The 18,541-nt window shown below is 54.5% G+C and carries 21 protein-coding genes and 1 other RNA gene; 10 read left to right on the top strand and 12 right to left on the bottom strand.

What is annotated here, in order from left to right; translation table 11 throughout:
* Nucleotides 1–10: 10 nt before the first annotated feature.
* The 4 genes from RCF31_RS08060 (at nucleotide 11) to amtB (ending at nucleotide 5,466) form a co-directional block, all read left to right on the top strand.
* Nucleotides 11–1,780, top strand: coding sequence for a SmdA family multidrug ABC transporter permease/ATP-binding protein (locus RCF31_RS08060; protein ID WP_416413019.1), 1,770 nt, complete (start codon nucleotides 11–13; stop codon nucleotides 1,778–1,780).
* Nucleotides 1,773–3,548, top strand: coding sequence for a SmdB family multidrug efflux ABC transporter permease/ATP-binding protein (locus tag RCF31_RS08055; RefSeq protein ID WP_416413018.1), 1,776 nt, complete (start codon nucleotides 1,773–1,775; stop codon nucleotides 3,546–3,548). The genes RCF31_RS08060 and RCF31_RS08055 overlap by 8 nt, the downstream gene beginning before the upstream one ends.
* A 258-nt stretch (nucleotides 3,549–3,806) precedes the next feature.
* Entirely contained in the window at nucleotides 3,807–4,145 is a 339-nt protein-coding gene (gene glnK / locus RCF31_RS08050; protein ID WP_007886947.1) for a P-II family nitrogen regulator, read from the top strand.
* 31 nt (nucleotides 4,146–4,176) lie between these two features.
* Entirely contained in the window at nucleotides 4,177–5,466 is a 1,290-nt protein-coding gene (gene amtB / locus RCF31_RS08045; protein ID WP_299456865.1) for an ammonium transporter AmtB, read from the top strand.
* Between the two features lie 70 nt (nucleotides 5,467–5,536).
* Here the strand turns inward: amtB and tesB are convergent, their stop codons facing one another.
* Entirely contained in the window at nucleotides 5,537–6,400 is an 864-nt protein-coding gene (gene tesB / locus RCF31_RS08040; RefSeq protein ID WP_416413017.1) for an acyl-CoA thioesterase II, read from the bottom strand.
* A 205-nt stretch (nucleotides 6,401–6,605) separates the two neighbouring features.
* On the opposite strand from tesB, the gene RCF31_RS08035 reads away from it, so the two are divergent.
* Nucleotides 6,606–7,163 carry a YbaY family lipoprotein gene (locus tag RCF31_RS08035; RefSeq protein ID WP_299456861.1) on the top strand — a complete coding sequence of 186 codons (558 nt, stop codon included), beginning with the start codon at nucleotides 6,606–6,608 and terminating at the stop codon, nucleotides 7,161–7,163.
* A gap of 34 nt (nucleotides 7,164–7,197) precedes the next feature.
* Here the strand turns inward: RCF31_RS08035 and RCF31_RS08030 are convergent, their stop codons facing one another.
* On the bottom strand, nucleotides 7,198–7,512 hold the full coding sequence (locus RCF31_RS08030) for an MGMT family protein (RefSeq protein ID WP_416413016.1): 315 nt from the start codon (nucleotides 7,510–7,512) through the stop codon (nucleotides 7,198–7,200).
* 178 nt (nucleotides 7,513–7,690) lie between these two features.
* Between RCF31_RS08030 and ffs the strand changes: the two genes are divergently transcribed.
* Nucleotides 7,691–7,787: signal recognition particle sRNA small type (ffs, locus tag RCF31_RS08025), an RNA gene on the top strand.
* 134 nt (nucleotides 7,788–7,921) lie between these two features.
* Here ffs and RCF31_RS08020 read toward each other — a convergent pair.
* From RCF31_RS08020 to RCF31_RS08010, 3 genes are all read right to left on the bottom strand, one after another.
* Nucleotides 7,922–8,140 carry an HHA domain-containing protein gene (locus RCF31_RS08020; RefSeq protein WP_013508151.1) on the bottom strand — a complete coding sequence of 73 codons (219 nt, stop codon included), beginning with the start codon at nucleotides 8,138–8,140 and terminating at the stop codon, nucleotides 7,922–7,924.
* Nucleotides 8,141–8,164: 24 nt separating this feature from the next.
* Entirely contained in the window at nucleotides 8,165–8,542 is a 378-nt protein-coding gene (gene tomB / locus RCF31_RS08015; protein WP_021185827.1) for an Hha toxicity modulator TomB, read from the bottom strand.
* Nucleotides 8,543–8,688: 146 nt separating this feature from the next.
* Nucleotides 8,689–9,042, bottom strand: coding sequence for a hypothetical protein (locus RCF31_RS08010; protein WP_299456853.1), 354 nt, complete (start codon nucleotides 9,040–9,042; stop codon nucleotides 8,689–8,691).
* A 351-nt stretch (nucleotides 9,043–9,393) separates the two neighbouring features.
* Between RCF31_RS08010 and RCF31_RS08005 the strand changes: the two genes are divergently transcribed.
* From RCF31_RS08005 to RCF31_RS07995, 3 genes are read left to right on the top strand one after another with little or no spacing between them, the layout of a single operon-like run.
* Nucleotides 9,394–10,050 carry a metal ABC transporter ATP-binding protein gene (locus RCF31_RS08005; protein WP_416413015.1) on the top strand — a complete coding sequence of 219 codons (657 nt, stop codon included), beginning with the start codon at nucleotides 9,394–9,396 and terminating at the stop codon, nucleotides 10,048–10,050.
* Nucleotides 10,047–10,886: a metal ABC transporter permease gene (locus tag RCF31_RS08000; RefSeq protein ID WP_084873195.1), complete on the top strand. Its 840-nt coding sequence runs from the start codon at nucleotides 10,047–10,049 to the stop codon at nucleotides 10,884–10,886. The genes RCF31_RS08005 and RCF31_RS08000 overlap by 4 nt, the downstream gene beginning before the upstream one ends.
* A 22-nt stretch (nucleotides 10,887–10,908) precedes the next feature.
* Nucleotides 10,909–11,787, top strand: a complete 879-nt coding sequence (locus tag RCF31_RS07995) for a metal ABC transporter substrate-binding protein (RefSeq protein WP_416413014.1) — start codon at nucleotides 10,909–10,911, stop codon at nucleotides 11,785–11,787.
* 44 nt (nucleotides 11,788–11,831) lie between these two features.
* On the opposite strand, the gene ykgO is transcribed toward RCF31_RS07995, so the two are convergent.
* The 4 genes from ykgO to RCF31_RS07975 form a co-directional block, all read right to left on the bottom strand.
* Complete coding sequence (gene ykgO / locus RCF31_RS07990; RefSeq protein WP_416413013.1) at nucleotides 11,832–11,972, bottom strand: type B 50S ribosomal protein L36; 141 nt, start codon at nucleotides 11,970–11,972, stop codon at nucleotides 11,832–11,834.
* Between the two features lie 11 nt (nucleotides 11,973–11,983).
* Complete coding sequence (locus RCF31_RS07985) at nucleotides 11,984–12,244, bottom strand: type B 50S ribosomal protein L31 (RefSeq protein ID WP_084873200.1); 261 nt, start codon at nucleotides 12,242–12,244, stop codon at nucleotides 11,984–11,986.
* A 148-nt stretch (nucleotides 12,245–12,392) separates the two neighbouring features.
* The gene (locus tag RCF31_RS07980) at nucleotides 12,393–15,536 is read right to left on the bottom strand and encodes an efflux RND transporter permease subunit (RefSeq protein ID WP_416413012.1); all 3,144 of its coding nucleotides are present in this window, start codon (nucleotides 15,534–15,536) and stop codon (nucleotides 12,393–12,395) included.
* Between the two features lie 17 nt (nucleotides 15,537–15,553).
* Nucleotides 15,554–16,750 carry an efflux RND transporter periplasmic adaptor subunit gene (locus RCF31_RS07975; protein ID WP_084873206.1) on the bottom strand — a complete coding sequence of 399 codons (1,197 nt, stop codon included), beginning with the start codon at nucleotides 16,748–16,750 and terminating at the stop codon, nucleotides 15,554–15,556.
* A gap of 142 nt (nucleotides 16,751–16,892) precedes the next feature.
* On the opposite strand from RCF31_RS07975, the gene acrR reads away from it, so the two are divergent.
* Nucleotides 16,893–17,531, top strand: a complete 639-nt coding sequence (gene acrR, locus RCF31_RS07970; protein WP_313688464.1) for a multidrug efflux transporter transcriptional repressor AcrR — start codon at nucleotides 16,893–16,895, stop codon at nucleotides 17,529–17,531.
* Here acrR and rsmS read toward each other — a convergent pair.
* The 3 genes from rsmS to priC are packed head-to-tail and all read right to left on the bottom strand — an operon-like array spanning nucleotide 17,528 to nucleotide 18,510.
* Nucleotides 17,528–17,692 (bottom strand): pleiotropic regulatory protein RsmS, encoded by a 165-nt coding sequence (rsmS, locus tag RCF31_RS07965; protein WP_299456832.1) that lies wholly within the window; start codon nucleotides 17,690–17,692, stop codon nucleotides 17,528–17,530. The two genes, acrR and rsmS, sit on opposite strands and share 4 nt — an antisense overlap.
* 8 nt (nucleotides 17,693–17,700) lie before the next feature.
* The gene (locus RCF31_RS07960; RefSeq protein WP_299456830.1) at nucleotides 17,701–17,946 is read right to left on the bottom strand and encodes a GlsB/YeaQ/YmgE family stress response membrane protein; all 246 of its coding nucleotides are present in this window, start codon (nucleotides 17,944–17,946) and stop codon (nucleotides 17,701–17,703) included.
* A 51-nt stretch (nucleotides 17,947–17,997) separates the two neighbouring features.
* Nucleotides 17,998–18,510 carry a primosomal replication protein PriC gene (gene priC / locus RCF31_RS07955; protein ID WP_416413011.1) on the bottom strand — a complete coding sequence of 171 codons (513 nt, stop codon included), beginning with the start codon at nucleotides 18,508–18,510 and terminating at the stop codon, nucleotides 17,998–18,000.
* Nucleotides 18,511–18,541: the final 31 nt, after the last annotated feature.

Genomic DNA, 18,541 nt, shown 5'->3' with positions numbered 1-18,541 from the left:
AGACAGTCTTGTGCGATTATTCAGCCAGTTAAGTTGGTATTTTCTGCGTGAGTGGCGGCGATATCTGGGCGCAGTCACTTTGCTAATCATTATTGCGCTTCTGCAATTACTGCCGCCGCATCTGGTGGGGGTGATTGTGGATGGCGTCACCCAACATACCTTAAGCACCGGACGGCTGATGATGTGGATCGGCGTGATGCTGATTACCGCCGTTATCGTCTATCTGCTGCGCTATGTCTGGCGCGTGTTGCTTTTTGGTGCCTCGTACCAATTGGCGGTGAAACTGCGTGAGGATTTTTATCGTCAGCTGAGTCGCCAGCATCCGGCATTTTATCTGCGCCACCGTACCGGTGATTTGATTGCCCGCGCCACCAACGATGTCGATCGCGTGGTGTTTGCCGCCGGGGAAGGGGTGCTGACACTGGTGGATTCGCTGGTGATGGGCTGCATGGTGTTGGTGGTGATGAGCGTGCAAATCAGCTGGCAGCTTACCTTACTGGCGCTGGTGCCAATGCCGATGATGGCGGTGATTATCCATCGTTACGGTAACCAGCTGCACAATCGCTTCAAACTCGCCCAGGCAGCGTTCTCCAGCCTGAACGATCAAACTCAGGAAAGCCTGACCAGCATTCGTATGATCAAAGCTTTTGGTCTGGAAGATCATCAGTCGCAGCAGTTTGCTGCTATCGCACGCGATACCGGTGAGAAAAACTTGCGCGTGGCGCGGGTGGATGCGCGTTTTGATCCCACCATTTATATCGCCATTGGTTTATCAAACCTGCTGGCGATTGGTGGCGGTAGCTGGATGGTGTGGCACGGCAGCCTGACGCTGGGACAGCTCACCAGTTTTGTCATGTATCTCGGCCTGATGATTTGGCCGATGCTGGCGCTGGCGTGGATGTTCAATATTGTCGAGCGCGGCAGCGCCGCCTGGAGTCGTATCCGCGCGCTGCTGGCAGAAGCACCGGCGGTTGAAGATGGTCAGACTGTTCTGCCACCGGAAGCGGGTAATTTGCAGGTGGCGATTCGCGAGTTCCGCTATCCGGCCACGGCCGGAGTGGCGCTCAGCCATGTCAATTTTCAGCTCAAGCCCGGTCAGATGCTGGGATTATGCGGGCCGACCGGCTGTGGTAAAAGTACGTTACTGAGTCTGATTCAGCGCCACTTTGACCTTGAGCAGGGCGACATTCGTTATCACAACATACCGTTGCCGCAGCTGCGTATCGATAGCTGGCGCAGCCGCCTGGCGGTGGTCAGCCAGACGCCTTTCCTGTTTTCTGACACCGTAGCCAATAACCTTGCGCTGGGGCGACCTAATGCCAGCCAGCAGGAGATTGAACGCGTGGCGAAAATGGCCTGTGTCCACGAGGATATCCTGCGCTTACCGCAGGGTTATGAGACCGAAGTGGGTGAACGTGGTGTCATGTTGTCGGGGGGACAGAAGCAGAGGATTGCCATTGCGCGTGCGCTGTTGCTGAATGCCGAGATCCTGATTCTGGATGATGCGCTGTCTGCCGTAGATGGGCGCACCGAACACGATATCCTGCACAACCTGCGACAGTGGGGCCAGGGGCGAACCCTGATTATCAGCGCCCATCGTTTGTCGGCACTGACGGAAGCCAGCGAAATTCTGGTGTTGCAGCAGGGCATGGTGGCACAGCGCGGCGATCACGATGAGCTGGCGGCACAAAACGGCTGGTATCGCGATATGTACCGTTACCAACAGCTGGAAGCGGCGCTGGACGAGGATGAGATCACCGAAGGAGCGAGTCGTGGCTAAATCTGTACGCTTGTGGCCCACGCTAAAACGTTTACTTTCTTACGGTAAACCCTGGCGCAAATCGTTATGGCTGGCGGTGGGGATGCTGTGGCTGGCCGCGGCGGCGGAAGTCACCGGGCCGGTGCTGGTCAGTTATTTTATCGATCATCTGGTGGCGAAACATCAGATGCCGTGGGGTATTGTCGCCGGGCTGGTGGTGGGTTTTATTCTGCTGCAACTGCTGGCGGCCGGGTTGCATTATTTTCAGGCTTTGCTGTTTAACCGCGCCGCAATTGGTGTGGTACAGCAATTACGTTCTGATGTGATGAATGCCGCGTTGCGCCAGCCGCTCAGCGCCTTTGATACCCAGCCGGTGGGGCAGATTATTTCGCGTGTCACCAACGATACCGAGGTCATCCGCGATCTTTATGTCACGGTCGTGGCAACGGTGTTGCGCAGTGCCGCATTGATTGGTGCCATGCTGGTGGCGATGTTTGCTCTCGACTGGCGTATGGCGCTGGTGGCGATTGCCATTTTCCCGCTGGTTCTGGTGGTGATGCTGATTTACCAGCGTTACAGCACGCCCATTGCGCGTCGGGTACGCAGCTATCTGGCGGATATCAATAATGGCTTCAATGAAGTGATTAATGGCATGAGCGTGATCCAGCAGTTTCGCCAGCAGGCGCGTTTTGGCGAACGCATGGGGGAGGCCAGTCGCTCCCACTATCTGGCGCGTATGGAGACGTTACGACTTGATGGCTTCCTGCTGCGTCCTTTGCTCAGTTTGTTCTCTGCACTAATTTTGTGCGGCCTGCTGATGCTGTTCAGTTTTGCCACGCCCGGTGTGTTTGAAGTCGGTGTGTTGTACGCGTTTATTACCTGGCTCGGGCGTCTGAACGAGCCGTTGATCGAACTCACCACGCAGCAATCCATGCTGCAACAGGCGGTGGTCTCCGGCGAACGTATTTTTGAGCTGATGGATGCGGTCCAGCAGGATTATGGCGCGGACAACCGTCCGCTGGCGTCCGGGCGTATTGCGTTGCGTGATGTCAGTTTTGCTTACCGTGCCGATCGTGATGTGCTGAGCCGGATCGATCTGGATGTGCCTGCGCGTGGCTTTGTCGCGCTGGTGGGCCACACCGGCAGCGGCAAAAGCACGCTGGCGAATCTGCTGATGGGCTACTACCCGGTCACGCGTGGCAGTATCGAGTTGGATGGTCGGCCGTTGCCACAACTGACACATCAGGCGTTGCGCCAGGGCGTGGCCATGGTGCAGCAGGATCCGGTGGTGCTGGCCGATACCCTGCTTGCCAATGTTCGTCTTGGCCGCGATATCCCGGAAGACGCGGTATGGCAAGCGCTGGAAACGGTGCAACTTGCGCCACTGGTACGCTCGATGCCGGATGGCATCTATACCCGGCTGGGCGAGCAGGGCAATAATCTGTCAGTCGGGCAGAAGCAGTTGCTGGCACTGGCGCGGGTATTGGTGTCGCTACCGCAGATTCTGATTCTCGATGAAGCCACCGCCAATATCGATTCCGGCACCGAACAGGCTATCCAGCACGCACTGCGCGCGTTGCGCCAGCACAGCACGCTGGTGGTGATTGCGCATCGCCTTTCCACTATTACCGAAGCAGATCAGATTCTGGTGCTGCACCGTGGGCAGGTTGCCGAGCGGGGCACACACAGCGAATTGCTGGCGCAGCAGGGCCGTTACTGGCAAATGTATCAGCTGCAACAGGCAGGTGATGAACTCGCGGCGGGCATTCCCTTAGCCATTGAAGGGTGAGTTGCACCTTTTTTGAGCGCCATTATCGGATTATTCTGTACAAATGCACTTCTTTGAGGCTGGTCGCACCAAAGAAGTGCAAATATTCCACTCCTTTCTTCCTTTCCTTGTTGCATTTGTGTTGTCCATCACATAACGAAGCGTGCTGCCACGCGGCTAATGCGCTGACTCTGCGGTTTTTTTATTTATGGCACACCCTTTGCTTATATCCCTGCGTGTCCGGTAAGACTTACTCATTAAATACCTGGAGGGGATCGTATGAAGCTGGTTACCGTGGTAATCAAACCATTTAAGCTGGAGGACGTGCGTGAAGCCTTATCCTCTATTGGCATTCAGGGACTGACAGTTACCGAAGTGAAGGGTTTCGGTCGCCAGAAAGGTCACGCAGAGCTTTATCGCGGTGCCGAGTACAGCGTGAACTTCCTGCCAAAAGTAAAAATTGATATCGCCATTGCTGATGATCAGCTGGATGAAGTGGTCGATGTCATCAGTAAAGCCGCTTACACCGGCAAAATTGGCGACGGTAAAATTTTCGTCGCGGAACTGCAGCGCGTTATCCGTATTCGTACTGGCGAGACCGACGAAGCAGCACTGTAACTGGGCCTTGATTGTGATGGGATGGAAAGAAATGAATAAAATGATGACGAAGTTGGGCCTGACCAGCCTGGCGCTGTTACCGTCTCTGGCCATGGCGGCAGCACCTGCCGTTGCGGATAAAGCCGATAACGCGTTTATGATGATCTGCACCGCGCTGGTGCTGTTCATGTCAATTCCTGGTATTGCCCTGTTTTACGGCGGTTTGATTCGCGGTAAAAACGTGTTGTCGATGCTGACTCAGGTAGCGGTAACCTTCTCCCTGGTCTGCGTGTTGTGGATGATTTACGGTTACTCGCTGGCCTTCAGCGAAGGTAACGCCTTCTTCGGTAGCTTCCAGTGGGCGATGCTGAAAAACATCGAGCTGAAAGCACTGATGGGGACCTTCTATCAGTACATCCATGTTGCGTTCCAGGCTTCCTTCGCCTGTATCACCGTGGGCCTGATTGTCGGTTCTATCGCTGAACGTATTCGTTTCTCTGCGGTGCTGATTTTCGTTGCGGTATGGCTGACTCTGGCCTATCTGCCGATTGCGCACATGGTCTGGGCTGGCGGCTTGCTGGCGACCGATGGCGCGCTGGACTTCGCAGGCGGTACTGTGGTGCATATCAACGCCGCGGTGGCTGGTCTGGTGGGTGCTTACCTGGTGGGCAAACGTGCTGGCTTCGGTAAAGAAGCATTCAAACCGCACAACCTGCCGATGGTCTTCACCGGAACTGCGATCCTGTATGTGGGCTGGTTCGGTTTCAACGCCGGTTCTGCCTCTGCTGCGAACGAAATCGCTGCCCTGGCGTTCCTGAACACCGTGATTGCGACTGCGGGTGCGGTACTGTCATGGACCTTCGGCGAGTGGGCGCTGCGTGGTAAGCCTTCTCTGCTGGGTGCCTCTTCAGGCTTCATCGCGGGTCTGGTTGCTATCACCCCGGCGTGTGGTTATGTCGGTGTTGGTGGTGCGTTGATTATCGGTCTGGTGGGTGGTCTCGCTGGCCTGTGGGGTGTCACTACCCTGAAGAAATGGCTGCGTGTTGATGACCCGTGTGACGTGTTCGGTGTGCACGGCGTGTGTGGCATCGTAGGTTGTATCCTGACGGGTGTATTCGCTTCCTCTTCACTGGGTGGCGTGGGTTATGCCGAAGGCGTGACTATGGGTCATCAGGTCTGGATTCAGCTGTTCAGCGTGGGTACCACCATCGTCTGGTCCGGTGTGGTTGCCTTTATTGGCTTCAAACTGGCCGATATGATTGTTGGCCTGCGTGTTCCGGAAGATCAGGAACGTGAAGGTCTGGATGTTAACAGCCACGGCGAAAACGCTTACAACCAGTAAGAGCCAGGCTGAAGAAGAGCAGTGCGCTAAAACAATAAAAAGCAGAAGGGGCGAGAAATCGCCCCTTTTTTTATGCGTCGCGCTGGCGCATTACCCCTTCCTGCACCGTGGTTGCCACGAGTCGGCCATCCTGAGTAAAGAACTCTCCGCGCACAAAGCCACGTGCACCCGAAGCCGAGGTGCTGACAACGCTATACAGCAGCCATTCCGACAGATCAAACGGGCGGTGGAACCACATCGAGTGGTCGATAGTCGCTACCTGCATATCAGGCTCGAGAAAACCTTTGCCGTGCGGCTGAAGGGCGACAGGCAGGAAATTGAGGTCTGATGCATAGCCGAGCAGGTATTGATGAATCCGGCGATCCTGCGGCAACTGCCCGTTGGCGCGAACCCATACCTGACGTACCGGCTCATCGACGCGCCCTTTTAGCGGGTTGTGGATTTGTACCGGGCGGATATCCAGTGGCCGTTCGGCAAGAAATTTTTCCCGCAGCTCGCCAGGCAGATGTGCTGCCAGCTTATGTGCCAGATCCTGTTCCGATGGCAGATTATCCGGCGGCGGCACCTGCGGCATGACATTTTGATGCTCAAAACCGCTTTCCGGAGCCTGAAATGAGGCCGTCATATAGAAGATAGGTTGCCCGTTTTGCACCGCACTGACGCGGCGCGCGCTAAAGCTCTTACCATCACGCAGGGTTTCGACATCATAGATGATGGCTTTCTGGCTATCGCCCGGGCGCAGGAAGTAGCTGTGAAACGAATGGATGATACGTGCTTCCGGCACTGTCTGTTTCGCCGCATACAGGGCCTGACCAACCACCTGGCCACCAAACACCTGTCGCAGGCCGAGGTCTTCGCTCTGGCCGCGAAATAATCCCTCTTCCAGTTTTTCCAGATTCAACAAATTAAGCAGGTTGTGCAGGGCCTGGCTCATAACGGATTCCTCAGTGATACCGGTCGGGCAAGTGTGAAAGATCCGACCAGTTGTCGTCAATCTTTTTGCCGTGGTTTCAGCGATCTAAGACCAGTCTCAGGCGCAACGCGGATTTTTGTGCCAGAATTAATGACATTCGGCGGTTGAAAAGCTGCACATTATTTTTACCACCGATAATCATAGTGTTCATAAGGAGACGACATCGATGAAACTCTGGCAAATCATTAGCGGTATGACGCTGGCCGTGGCGGTCGCAGGGTGCGCGGACCACAGCAAGCCGGTAGCAACACCGACCTTAGGTGCAAGCGTCGCAGGGCAGCAATCAACCATTGCGCAGCCGAATGTGAGTGGGACCATTTATATTCGCCAGCGCATTGCATTGCCACCCGATGCAGTCCTGACGGTAACGCTGTCGGATGCTTCGATATCCGATGCGCCATCCCGAGTGCTGGCGCAGCATGTGGTACGCACCGAGGGCAAACAGGCACCGTTCCAGTTTGTGCTGCCGTTTAATCCGGCTGACATCCAGCCGAACGCCCGTATTCTGTTAAGCGCGGCGATTGCCATTGATGGCAGACTGGCGTTTATCACCGATACCGTGAAACCTGTGATTAATCAGGGGGGCACGAAGGCGGAACTGCTGTTGGTACCGACCACCAATATGGCGATGCCGACGCAGCCGGGAGCCGCGACTACGGTACCATCGACCTCACCGACGCAGATAACGCCATCTTCTTCGGTACCTGCGCCAACCAGTATGTAACATCGAAAGCGGCTTTAAGGATAAAGCCGCTCATTCAATCCTGATCCCAGTGATAACGCGCCAGTTCGATTTCCCCGGCGTCACTTACTTCAATGCCTTCGGCTTCCAGCGCGTCACGCTGACGAAACAAATCATCACCCTGGAGCGAAATACGACCATGACGGTTGAGAACGCGATGCCAGGGGAGCTGGCTACCAGGCGGCAAACGTTTCAATACGCCGCCCACCTGACGTGCCGCACGCGGCGAACCTGCTAAGCGGGCGACATCGCCATATGTCATCACTTTCCCCGGCGGGATGGCGGCGATAATCTGCCATACGCGCTGTGGAAAGCTATCGTGCTCGCTCATCGAGGCAACCCTGAATCATTGTAAAGGCCAGACTTTAGCATGAGTGTGGTGAATGAAGCAGCATCCGGTGGCTTGGCTGTTCAAGAAACCAACGGTCATCCGGGGTTTGCTTGCAATTGCCAGGGGCTTACCTGATAATGCCTGCGCTCTCGTAATGAGGGCTTGTCAATGGGGGCCCTGTTGGTTCTCCCGCAATGCTAACTTGTGAACTCGGTCAGGTCCGGAAGGAAGCAGCCGCAGCAGGCGACGCGTGTGCCGGGATGTAGCTGGCAGGGCCTCCACCATTTCAGCCTTCCGAAAAATCCCCAAAATTCAACCCATAGCGCAATGCTGGCACTCCTTTGCCAGTGGCATGGTCAATCCCTGAAATTCGGTTGCTATGGCAGGCCGTAGATGAGAAGGGGAAAACTTAGCGGACAAACTTCCAGACAGAACCGGGCACTTTATCGTAGAGCTTATTCATCGTCAGCTCTGCAAGGCGGTGATCGGCAGCAGAATAGAATACCGCTAACTCGTCATCGGACAATTCATACTTGTTTTTCTCAATCACCCGCTCAAGGGTGTCGATTGAGCGACAGCGGCGCAGTCGCATCAAATAATCGGTTTTGGTTAAGGCTTGGTTGCTCATAAATAAGTCGTTCTCACTCTGATGCTAAAAGGAATGGCTGGGTTGCTGTAGAAAAGCGCACTCTTCGGCAAACAGGTTAAATAGGCGTCGGGCTGAACGTTGCCAACGTTGAAGATCCTGAGTATTGATTCCGTAGCTGCTAAACAACATAAAGGTATCGTCAAGATATTCATCGATTTGCGTTATCAGTGCTTCATCTTCAACATGCTTAATTTTGTAATTCATCGTGAAAGACGCGATATGCTCAATCAAATCGTTGAGCTGTAAATTGCTTTCCGAAGTTGGATCATTAACCCAGCCATGATGACTGTCAGTTAATGTTGCCATACTTTCGTCAAACAGGTTCTCACACAGGAATTTAAGCTGGGCAATATCATGCCGTTTCGGTGAGTATTCGTCCATCTTTTTCCCCTCCATAGCTAGCACAGTTACCGCAGCGCGGCGAGATTAGGAAAAGCTACCTGGAAGCGATCACGAATAAAATGAATTCAGCGACTCCTTAAAGATAATCCACAATCATTAGTTTTGCTCACCTCCATTACCAAATATTACAATTCATCGGCAGGAGAAGGGCGTGTATTGTCGATCACTTCAAACACCAGCGCACCGGGGACGATATGAAACAGAACATCTTCCTGGCGTGTAAAGGTTTCATTTAAATCCTGACAGGGACTAAATAAATTCCACATGAAATCGTAAAGCATTTTAAATCGATTATTAGGACCGGGCGTAATGGATATAATGCGAAAACTCTCGGGAACTAATCGCGCATTTTGTGAATACCATTGCAAATCACCCGCAAGTGCTTCCGCTATTTTGAGAATATTCCCCTGAATTATTGCCTGCAACTTAGTGCAGTCATCCTCACCTTCAGCAATATCACAATGAATAATGGCCTGCATCGTTAATCCGGTAAAAAAGAGGATGTTTATATCATTGGGGTTTCATGCGGATATTGCAAGCACGCCTTAAGCAGAAATAGCTATTGTTGTGATGGATTCCCGTACCTGTTGAGGAAGAAAAGGATGCAAACCGCACCGTAACCCCTTTGATCGGCGGTGCTGGTTAACTTTTGAAACACTTTCCTGCGCGGCAGCCTGGGGCATAATCTGATAGTGTATTTGTTATGTTATAACATTTTGGTTGTGTCGTATGAATCATAGTGGATTACTTCTGTCTCTGGGCGGACGCCTGCTGGTCGCCCTGTTGCTGGTGGCGCTGCTGGGGATGGCGATTGTCTGGGGTATGCAGAAATGATGCAGTTTCACCATCTGCAGGCCGGTTATCAGGGACAAACCGTTACGCCGACAATTAATGGCGAGTTGCGCGCAGGGAGTATGACGGCGTTGATTGGCGCAAACGGCAGCGGCAAATCCACCTTACTGAAAACTATCGCCGGTTTGCTGACCCCGATTGCAGGACGTTGCGATCTTGCGGTTTCCCGTAAAGAACTCGGCTGGCTGCCACAACGCACCGAGCTGGAGACGCGTTTTCCGATCACCGCTTATGAGTTGGTGGCGATGGGATGCTGGCCGCGCTGTGGTTGGTTCGGTGCGATTAACCGTGCTTTACGCAAAGAAATTGATGCGGCGCTGGATGCGGTACAGATGCGAGATTTTGCCGATGCCCAGCCTGCCACCTTGTCCGGCGGCCAGTTACAGCGGGTACTGTTTGCGCGCCTGATGCTGCAACGCAGCAAGCTGTGGCTGCTGGATGAACCTTTTAATGGTATCGACAGCCAGACGGTGACCTTGCTGATGTCAATCCTCGAACAGCAGCAGCAGTCGGGCACCACGTTACTGGTGGTGCTGCACGATCGCCCGCTGGTGGCTCGTTATTTTCAGGATGTGCTGTCGCTGGATGAACCCGAATCCGCCCATGCGCCATTGCTGCGGAGGGTGGCATCGTGACCCTGCTGCAACCTTTTATTGAGTTCGGCTTTATGCGCCGCGCGTTGGTGGCCTGTGTTGCGCTGGCGCTCAGTGCCACGCCGCTGGGCGTTTTCCTGTCGCTGCGCCGTATGAGCCTGATCGGTGACGCGCTTTCTCACGCAGTGCTGCCAGGTGCGGCTATCGGTTATCTCATTTCCGGGCTATCGCTGGTGGCGATGGGGATCGGCGGTTTGATCGCCGGTCTGGCGGTGGCGTTGCTCTCCGGCGCGGTCAGTCGCTATACCCCGTTGAAAGAAGACGCCAGCTTTGCCGGTTTCTATCTTGGCTCGCTGGCGCTTGGTGTCACCCTGGTTTCCCTGCGCGGTTCCAGTGTCGATCTGCTGCATGTGCTGTTTGGATCGCTGCTGGCGGTGGATAACGCCGCCATCATGCTGGTGGGGGGCATCGCCGCATTCACCCTGCTGATGCTGGCCCTTATCTATCGCCCATTAGTCATCGATGCTTTTGACCCCGATTTCCTGCGCGCGCAGGGCAAATGGAGTGCGCCGCTGGTACACGGCATTTTTCTCACCCTGGTGGTACTCAACCTGGTGGCGGGATTCCAGGTGCTGGGCACACTGATGTCCGTAGGATTAATGATGCTGCCTGCCGCCAGCGCCCGTTTCTGGAGCCGTCATCTCGCCTGCATGCTGGCGATTGCCATGTTGCTGGCAGTCATTGCCGCGCTGATCGGCCTGATTTTATCGTGGCACTACTCGCTGCCAGCCGGACCCGCAGTGGTGCTGAGTGCCGCCGGACTCTTTCTGCTTTCTATTTTGACAGGACCATGTGGCGGTTTACTGCGCCGCCGATAACGAAACCAATAAGGGGATATGTATGAAGAAGTTACCGATTAGCCTGGCGGTGGGTGCCATGTTGATCAGCCCGCTGGCGCTGGCGAAAACAGTGGATGCGGTGGCGAGTTTTACCGTGCTGGCGGACATCGTTAAACAGGTTGGTGGCGATCACGTCAACGTGAAATCGCTGGTGGGGCCGAATGGTGACCCACACACCTTCGAACCGACGCCGCAGGACAGCCAGGCACTGGCGCAGGCGGATGTGGTGTTTGTCAGCGGTCTGGGCCTGGAAGGCTGGATGGATCGTCTGGTCAGCGCATCGGGCTATAAAGGTTCGCTGGTGGTGGCTTCACAAGGCATCAATACGCGTGAGATGGTGGATGATGGTAAAACCATCACCGATCCACATGCGTGGAACAGCATGGCAAACGGCGTGATTTATGCCACCAACGTCATGAATGCTTTGATCAAGGCGGATCCGGAAGATGCCGCAGCGATTCGTAAGCAGGGTGAGAACTATATCCAGCAATTACAAAAACTGGATAGCTGGGCGAAAACGTCGTTTGCTGCCGTGCCGCAGAGCAAGCGTAAGGTGCTGACCAGCCATGATGCATTTGGTTATTTTGGTCAGCGCTATGGCGTGTCCTTCCTGGCACCGGTGGGTTTCTCCACCGAAGCGGAAGCCAGCGCGAGTGATGTAGCATCGATCATCAAACAGCTCAAGTCTGAGCACATCACTACTTACTTTATGGAGAACCAGACTGACCCACGTCTGGTGAAACAGATTGCCAGCGCGACGGGCGCAAAACCAGGGGGCGAGCTGTATCCGGAAGCCCTGTCGGAAGCCAATGGTCCGGCTGCCAGCTATGAAGCGGCGTTCAAACATAACGTCAATGTCATGCTGAAAAGTATGAAGTAATAAAAAAGGCCGGGGATTAACCCGGCCAATTATCACGACACATCCTAACGTTTCTTTTTCCTTCCCTGTACCGCTTTAAAGCGCGGATTGGTTTTGCAGATCACATAGATACGACCTTTACGACGCACGACTTTGCAATCTTTATGACGGGCCTTCGCTGACCGCAATGAACTCAATACCTGCATGATATTCTCCGTTATGCCTTACTGCGGCCCAGGAAACGGCCAAAACGCTGGTTGAAGCGTGCAGCGCTGCCTTCTTTGGCAAAGTCTTTCTGCTTACCGGTGTAATACACATGCGATTTCGAAGAGACATCAAGCGTGACGTAGGGCAGCACTTCACCTTCGAACTCGATGGTGCGTTCGGTTTTGATGGTGGAACCCACTTTGAAATATTCGTTCGCCGTGGTGTCGTGGAACACCACCGGACGGTAATGAGGATGGATATCAGGTTTCATAATTTCTCGCCTTATGTAATGTTATAATATAACAATAGTATGAACCTGAGCGCGTAACAATGCAACCTCAGAGGATGCAGGGATTTTGTGGCGGGGGCAGGGGGCATAAAAAAGGCCGCATCAGCGGCCTTTTAAGGAAGAGAAAATCTTAGTGGTTGACCGGATGGCCCTGTTCCAGCTCACTCTTATTCTTGCTGAAACGACGGCGTACCACGACGAAGAACACCGGTACGAAGAAGATTGCCAGCGCAGTAGCGGTCACCATCCCGCCCATTACGCCAGTACCTACTGCGTTCTGTGCACCCGAACCGGCACCGGTACTGATTGCCAGCGGCAATACGCCAAGGATGAAGGCCAGTGAGGTCATCAGAATTGGACGCAGACGCATACGGGATGCCTCCAGTGTTGATTCCACCAACCCTTTACCTTCTTTCTCCATCAGATCTTTGGCGAACTCAACGATCAGGATGGCGTTCTTCGCCGACAGACCTATGGTGGTCAGCAGGCCTACCACGAAGTAGACGTCGTTGCTCAGGCCGCGCACGGTGGTGAACAGCAGGGCACCGACGACGCCGAGCGGCACCACCAGCATAACGGAGAACGGAATCGACCAGCTCTCATACAAGGCTGCCAGACACAGGAACACCACGATCAGTGAGATAGCGTACAGTGCTGGAGCCTGGTTGCCGGACAGACGTTCCTGGTAGGACATACCCGTCCAGTCGTAGCCGATACCGGCAGGCAGTTTCGACGCCAGCTGCTCCATCAGGTCCATCGCATCACCCGAACTTTTGCCTGGTGCTGCCTGGCCGAGGATTTCCATCGATGGCAGACCGTTGTAACGCTCCAGACGCGGCGAACCATATTGCCACTTCGCACTGGAGAAGGCCCCGAACGACACCATCTCACCGGCGCTGTTGCGCACATACCATTTGCTGACGTCATCCGGCAGCATACGGGCATTGGCCTGGCCCATCACGTACACCTTCTTCACACGACCACGGTCGATGAAGTCGTTGACGTAAGAACCACCCCAGGCGGCACCCAACGTGGTGTTGATGTCAGACAGCGACACACCCAGCGCCGAGGCTTTTTCCTGATCGATAATCAGTTTGTACTGCGGCGTATCTTCCATACCGTTTGGACGCACACCCACCAGGGTATCCGGGTGCTGTGCCACCATGCCAAACAACTGGTTACGCGCTTCGGTCAGCTTCTCGTGGCCCAGGTTACCCTGGTCAATCAGCTGGAAGTCAAAGCCGGTGGCGTTACCCAGTTCGATAATCGCTGGCAGGTTAAACGGAATAACCATCGCATCTTTTATCGCACCCAGCGCGCGCATGGCACGGGCTGCAATAGCCGGTACTTTCATGTCGGAGCTGCCACGTTCGTCCCACGGCTTGAGGCTGACGAAGGCGATACCGGTGTTCTGTCCACGTCCAGCAAAGCCGAAGCCGTTAACGGTAAACACCGAGTTCACGCTGTCTTTCTCTTTGGTCAGGAAGTAATCCGATACCTGATCCAGCACTTTCTGGGTACGTTCCTGCGTCGCACCGGCGGGCAATTGCGCCTGAGCCAGCAGCAGACCCTGGTCCTCTTCCGGCAGGAACGAGGTAGGTAAGCGCAGGAACAGGTAGGCCATGCCGATCACGATAAGCAGGTAAAGCACCAGATAACGGCCGGTGCTGCGTACGATATGGCCGACGCTATCAACGTAGTGATGGGTGCTCTTATCAAACAGACGGTTAAACCAGCCGAAGAAGCCGGTGGTTTTGCCGTGGCTGCCTTTCTCCACCGGTTTCAGCATGGTGGAACACAGTGCAGGCGTCAGAATCAACGCCACCAGCACCGACAGCGCCATGGCTGAAACGATGGTGATCGAGAACTGACGATAGATAACCCCGGTGGACCCGCCGAAGAAGGCCATCGGAATAAATACCGCCGAGAGCACCAGCGCGATACCGACCAGCGCGCCCTGAATCTGCTCCATTGAGCGTTTGGTGGCTTCCTTCGGCGGCAGACCTTCTTCCGCCATCACACGCTCAACGTTTTCTACCACTACGATGGCGTCATCCACCAACAGGCCGATGGCGAGCACCATCCCGAACATGGTGAGCGTGTTTATCGAGTAGCCGCAGGCGGCAATGATCGCAAAGGTCCCCAGCAGTACCACCGGAACAGCAATGGTTGGGATCAGTGTGGCGCGGAAGTTCTGCAGGAACAGATACATCACCAGGAACACCAGCACGATCGCTTCGAACAGGGTTTTCACCACTTCGAAGATGGAGATTTTAACGAACGGTGTGGTGTCATACGGATACACCACTTTCATGCCCGACGGGAAGAAAGGTTGCAGTTTTGCCAGCTCACTTTTTACCGCATCGGCGGTATCCAGGGCATTGGCACCGGTTGCCAGCTTGATACCGATACCGGAGGCCGGTTTGCCGTTATAACGGGCGATGATGTCGTAGTTTTCACCACCCAACTCAATCTTCGCGACGTCACGCAGGCGGACCTGGGAACCATCGGTGTTCACTTTCAGCAGGATATTGCCAAACTCTTCGGTCGAGGTCAGACGGGTCTGCGCAATGATCGAGGCGTTCAACTGCTGGCCCGGAACCGGTGGCGTACCACCTAACTGACCGGCTGCAACCTGGGTGTTCTGCGTGCCAAGCGCGCTGATCACATCCACTGGCGTCAGCTGGAAGTTATTGAGTTTGTGTGGGTCCAGCCAGATACGCATTGCATACTGCGCACCGAACACCTGAGTATCACCTACACCCAGGGTACGGCTGATTGGGTCTTTGATATTCGAGGCAACGTAGTCCGAGATATCGTTCTGCGTCATGTTCGGGTCGTCACTGACGAAACCGGCCACCATCAGGAAGCTGCTGGAGGATTTTTTAACCTGAATCCCCTGTTGCTGTACTTCCTGCGGCAGCAGCGGCATTGCCAGCTGCAATTTGTTCTGCACCTGAACCTGGGCGATATCCGCATCCGTACCGGACTGGAAAGTAATGGTCAGGGTGAGGGTACCGGACGAGTCACTGTTCGAGGACATATACATCAGCCCGTCGATACCGTTCATATTTTGTTCGATGACCTGGGTCACCGAATCCTGCAGCGTTTTCGCATCTGCACCCGGGTAGGTAGCCTGGATTTCAACCGCTGGTGGAGCAACATTAGGATATTGCTCGATCGGCAGGCTGATAATCGATAGCGCACCCGCCAGCATGATGATGATGGCGATTACCCACGCAAAAATGGGGCGATCGATAAAAAACTTAGCCATGTATTAACGGCTCCTGTTTATGAAGACGATTTCTGAGACTGCGCCTGAGATTCGGGTGCTGCTTTGGTATCGTCTGACACTTCTTGTGGTGTTACCTGCGCACCCGGTTTGGCACGTTGCAGGCCGACGGTGATCACGCGATCGCCCGCTTTCAGCCCTTCAGTGACCAGCCACTTATCGCCAATGGCCTGGCTGGCTGTCAGGTTACGCATTTCAACTTTATTGTCGGCACCGACCACCATGGCTGTGGCCTGACCGGTTGGTGTACGCGTTACCGCCTGCTGAGGAACCAGCAGTGCTGATGGGTTAGTCCCTTCATCCAGACGCGCACGGACAAACATACCTGGCAGCAGGCGATGGTCCGGGTTCGGGAAGACGGCACGCAGAGTGATAGAGCCAGTGGTTTCATCAACCGTCACATCAGAGAATTCCAGGGTGCCGGTTTGCGCGTAGGTGCTGCCGTTTTGCATCAGCAGGGCGACATTGGCTTTGCCATCGTTCTGCTTCAGCTGACCGGATTCCAGCTCTGCGCGCAAACGCAGGAAGTCTTCACTGGATTGGGTCACGTCGACATACATCGGATCGAGCTGCTGCACGGTGGCAAGTGCGGTGGTTTGCGCATTGGACACCAATGCCCCTTCCGTCACGGAAGATTTACCAATACGACCGCTGATAGGCGAGGTCACTTTGGTATAGGCGAGGTTAATACGCGCGCTTTCCACATTTGCCTGTGCGGCCTGAACGGCGGCGGCATTCTGTGCGGCGGTAGCAACGGCGGTGTCATAATCCTGCTGGCTGATGTACTTCGTCCCCAGCAGCGGTTTATAACGTTTTACCGTCAAATCGGCGATACGGGCATTGGCTTGGGCCTCAGCCAGCGCGCCTTTGGCGTTATCGTAGGTGGCCTGATACGTTGCCGGATCGATCTGGTACAGGGAAACCCCGGCCTTCACGTCACTGCCTTCGACAAAATTACGCTTCAGAATGATTCCCGAGACCTGAGGACGAACTTCCGCTACCCGGAAAGCCGAGGTACGGCCTGGCAGTTCTGTAGAGATGGTCAGTGGCTCGTTTTTTAACGTCACAACACCCACTTCTGGGGGCTGCTGCTGGGCGGCTTGTTGGGATTTATTATCATCACATCCTGTTAACACAAAGCTGCCTGAAAGCATCAGGACGGCCGCCAGAGGGGCTAATCCTCTGTTTTTATTCATAAATAAACCTCGAATGTCCGATATCAAATGATCAATGGATCACAAACCGATAAACCCATTGCTGCGTTAAAACACGGGTCGTGCTATGGTACATACATTCACAAATGTATGTAAACTTGCCAGTTTGTAAAAAAAGTCCTTTATGGCACGAAAAACCAAAGCGCAAGCGCTTGAAACACGTAATCAAATTCTCGATGCCGCGTTAGCACACTTCTCTGAACACGGTGTTGCTGCTACTTCACTGACGGATATCGCAACGGCTGCCGGCGTCACGCGGGGAGCCATCTACTGGCATTTCAAGAATAAAGCTGATCTGTTACATGAAATCTGGCTACAGTGTGACGCTGGGCTTGACGATGTGGAACTTGAGTATCAAACAAAATACCCCGGCGATCCACTCTCTGTTGTACGTTCCATGTTGATCTATATCCTTGACGCCACTGCAAAGGATCCACAAAGACGCGCATTGATGGAGATCATTTTTCATAAATGTGAATTTGTCGGCGAAATGGCGACCCTGCAGAAGATGCAGCAAAGCTTATTGTTGGAATGTTACGACAGAATAGAAGATGTACTGCGTTTATGCATTGATGCGGGCCAGTTACCCGCCAGCCTCAATACCCGGCAGGCGGCGTTGATTATGCGCGCCAATATCAATGGCCTGATGGAAAGCTGGTTATTCAACCCGGAAAGCTTTGATCTGGCGGCAGAAGCGCCGTGTCTGGTGGATGCATTGCTTGATATGCTGCGCTTCAGCCCCACGCTGGCAGGGCCGCGTTAAACGTTATTCGCGCCGTTCTCTGCCGCGCTTTTTTGTTCATAATCGCGCTGGACAATCACCAGCGCCGCCAACACCGTGGCGGTTGGGATGCGGTTCTCTTCCAGCAGCTGAATTAAATCCACCGCCAGTTTGATCTCGTCTGATGCAGTTTCCAGTGACATCTTTGCTCCTAAATACGTAATTTTGCCACCACCAGCAACATCAGCAAGGCACCCGCCAGCGCCATGCCAGCGGTGGCCAGGCTCAGGGTCACCATATCACCGGCGTTAAAATAACTCGCGATATAACCGCCGATCAGTGCACCGATCACCGTCAGTACCAGCGTAACGAAAAATCCGCCGGGCCGTCCGGGAAAAATCACCCGTTTTATCCAGCCGACAGCAATACCTGTCAGAATCCAGGTGATAAAGGCCATGCGTAACTCCTTCTGTCAGAAGAGAAGAGTATAGAAGAAAGGGCGATGGGCTTACCGTGCGGAAAATTGCAGTTCCAGCTTGTGTATCGCCTGACGGCAGCGGCCGAGGCGAACTTTTAGCTGCTCCACTTCGCGAATCAACTGCTGTTGGATGTTCAGCGTCTCGGCGCGTTGCAGATGCTGCTCGCGTTCGGCAATCATTGCCAGCAAACGGGTTTCATAGCCGCGATACTCTTCGCGTTTTTGCTGTCTGCTATCACCCCGCGGACGTTCGCGCGCCACGCGCAGCTGCTGGCTCTGGCACTCGCGTTGCAGGGCGGCAATCTGATCCAACACCTTATCGGCCAGCCACTGGCGACGTGCCACATCGGTATCCACGGCGGTGAGCTGCGCGATATTGTGTTCCAGCTCGCGTAAATAATCGGCCAGTCGCGTTCCCTTGCAGTGAAATAACTGGGCGTCAAAGCGTGGCTGGCGGCAGCTGCCGTCCGGCTGCTGAGCAATTTGCTGACGCAGCAGATCGAGGGTGGATCGCAGGCGTTGCTGGGGTTGCGGTAGGGGCATCACTCTTTTCCCGACTGTGTTAACGTAGCGC

Source organism: Pantoea sp. App145, from assembly GCF_047947045.1.
Lineage (GTDB): Bacteria > Pseudomonadota > Gammaproteobacteria > Enterobacterales > Enterobacteriaceae > Pantoea.
The sequence above is the reverse complement of the archived record's forward strand: the minus strand, read 5'-3'. Positions and strand labels throughout refer to the sequence as shown.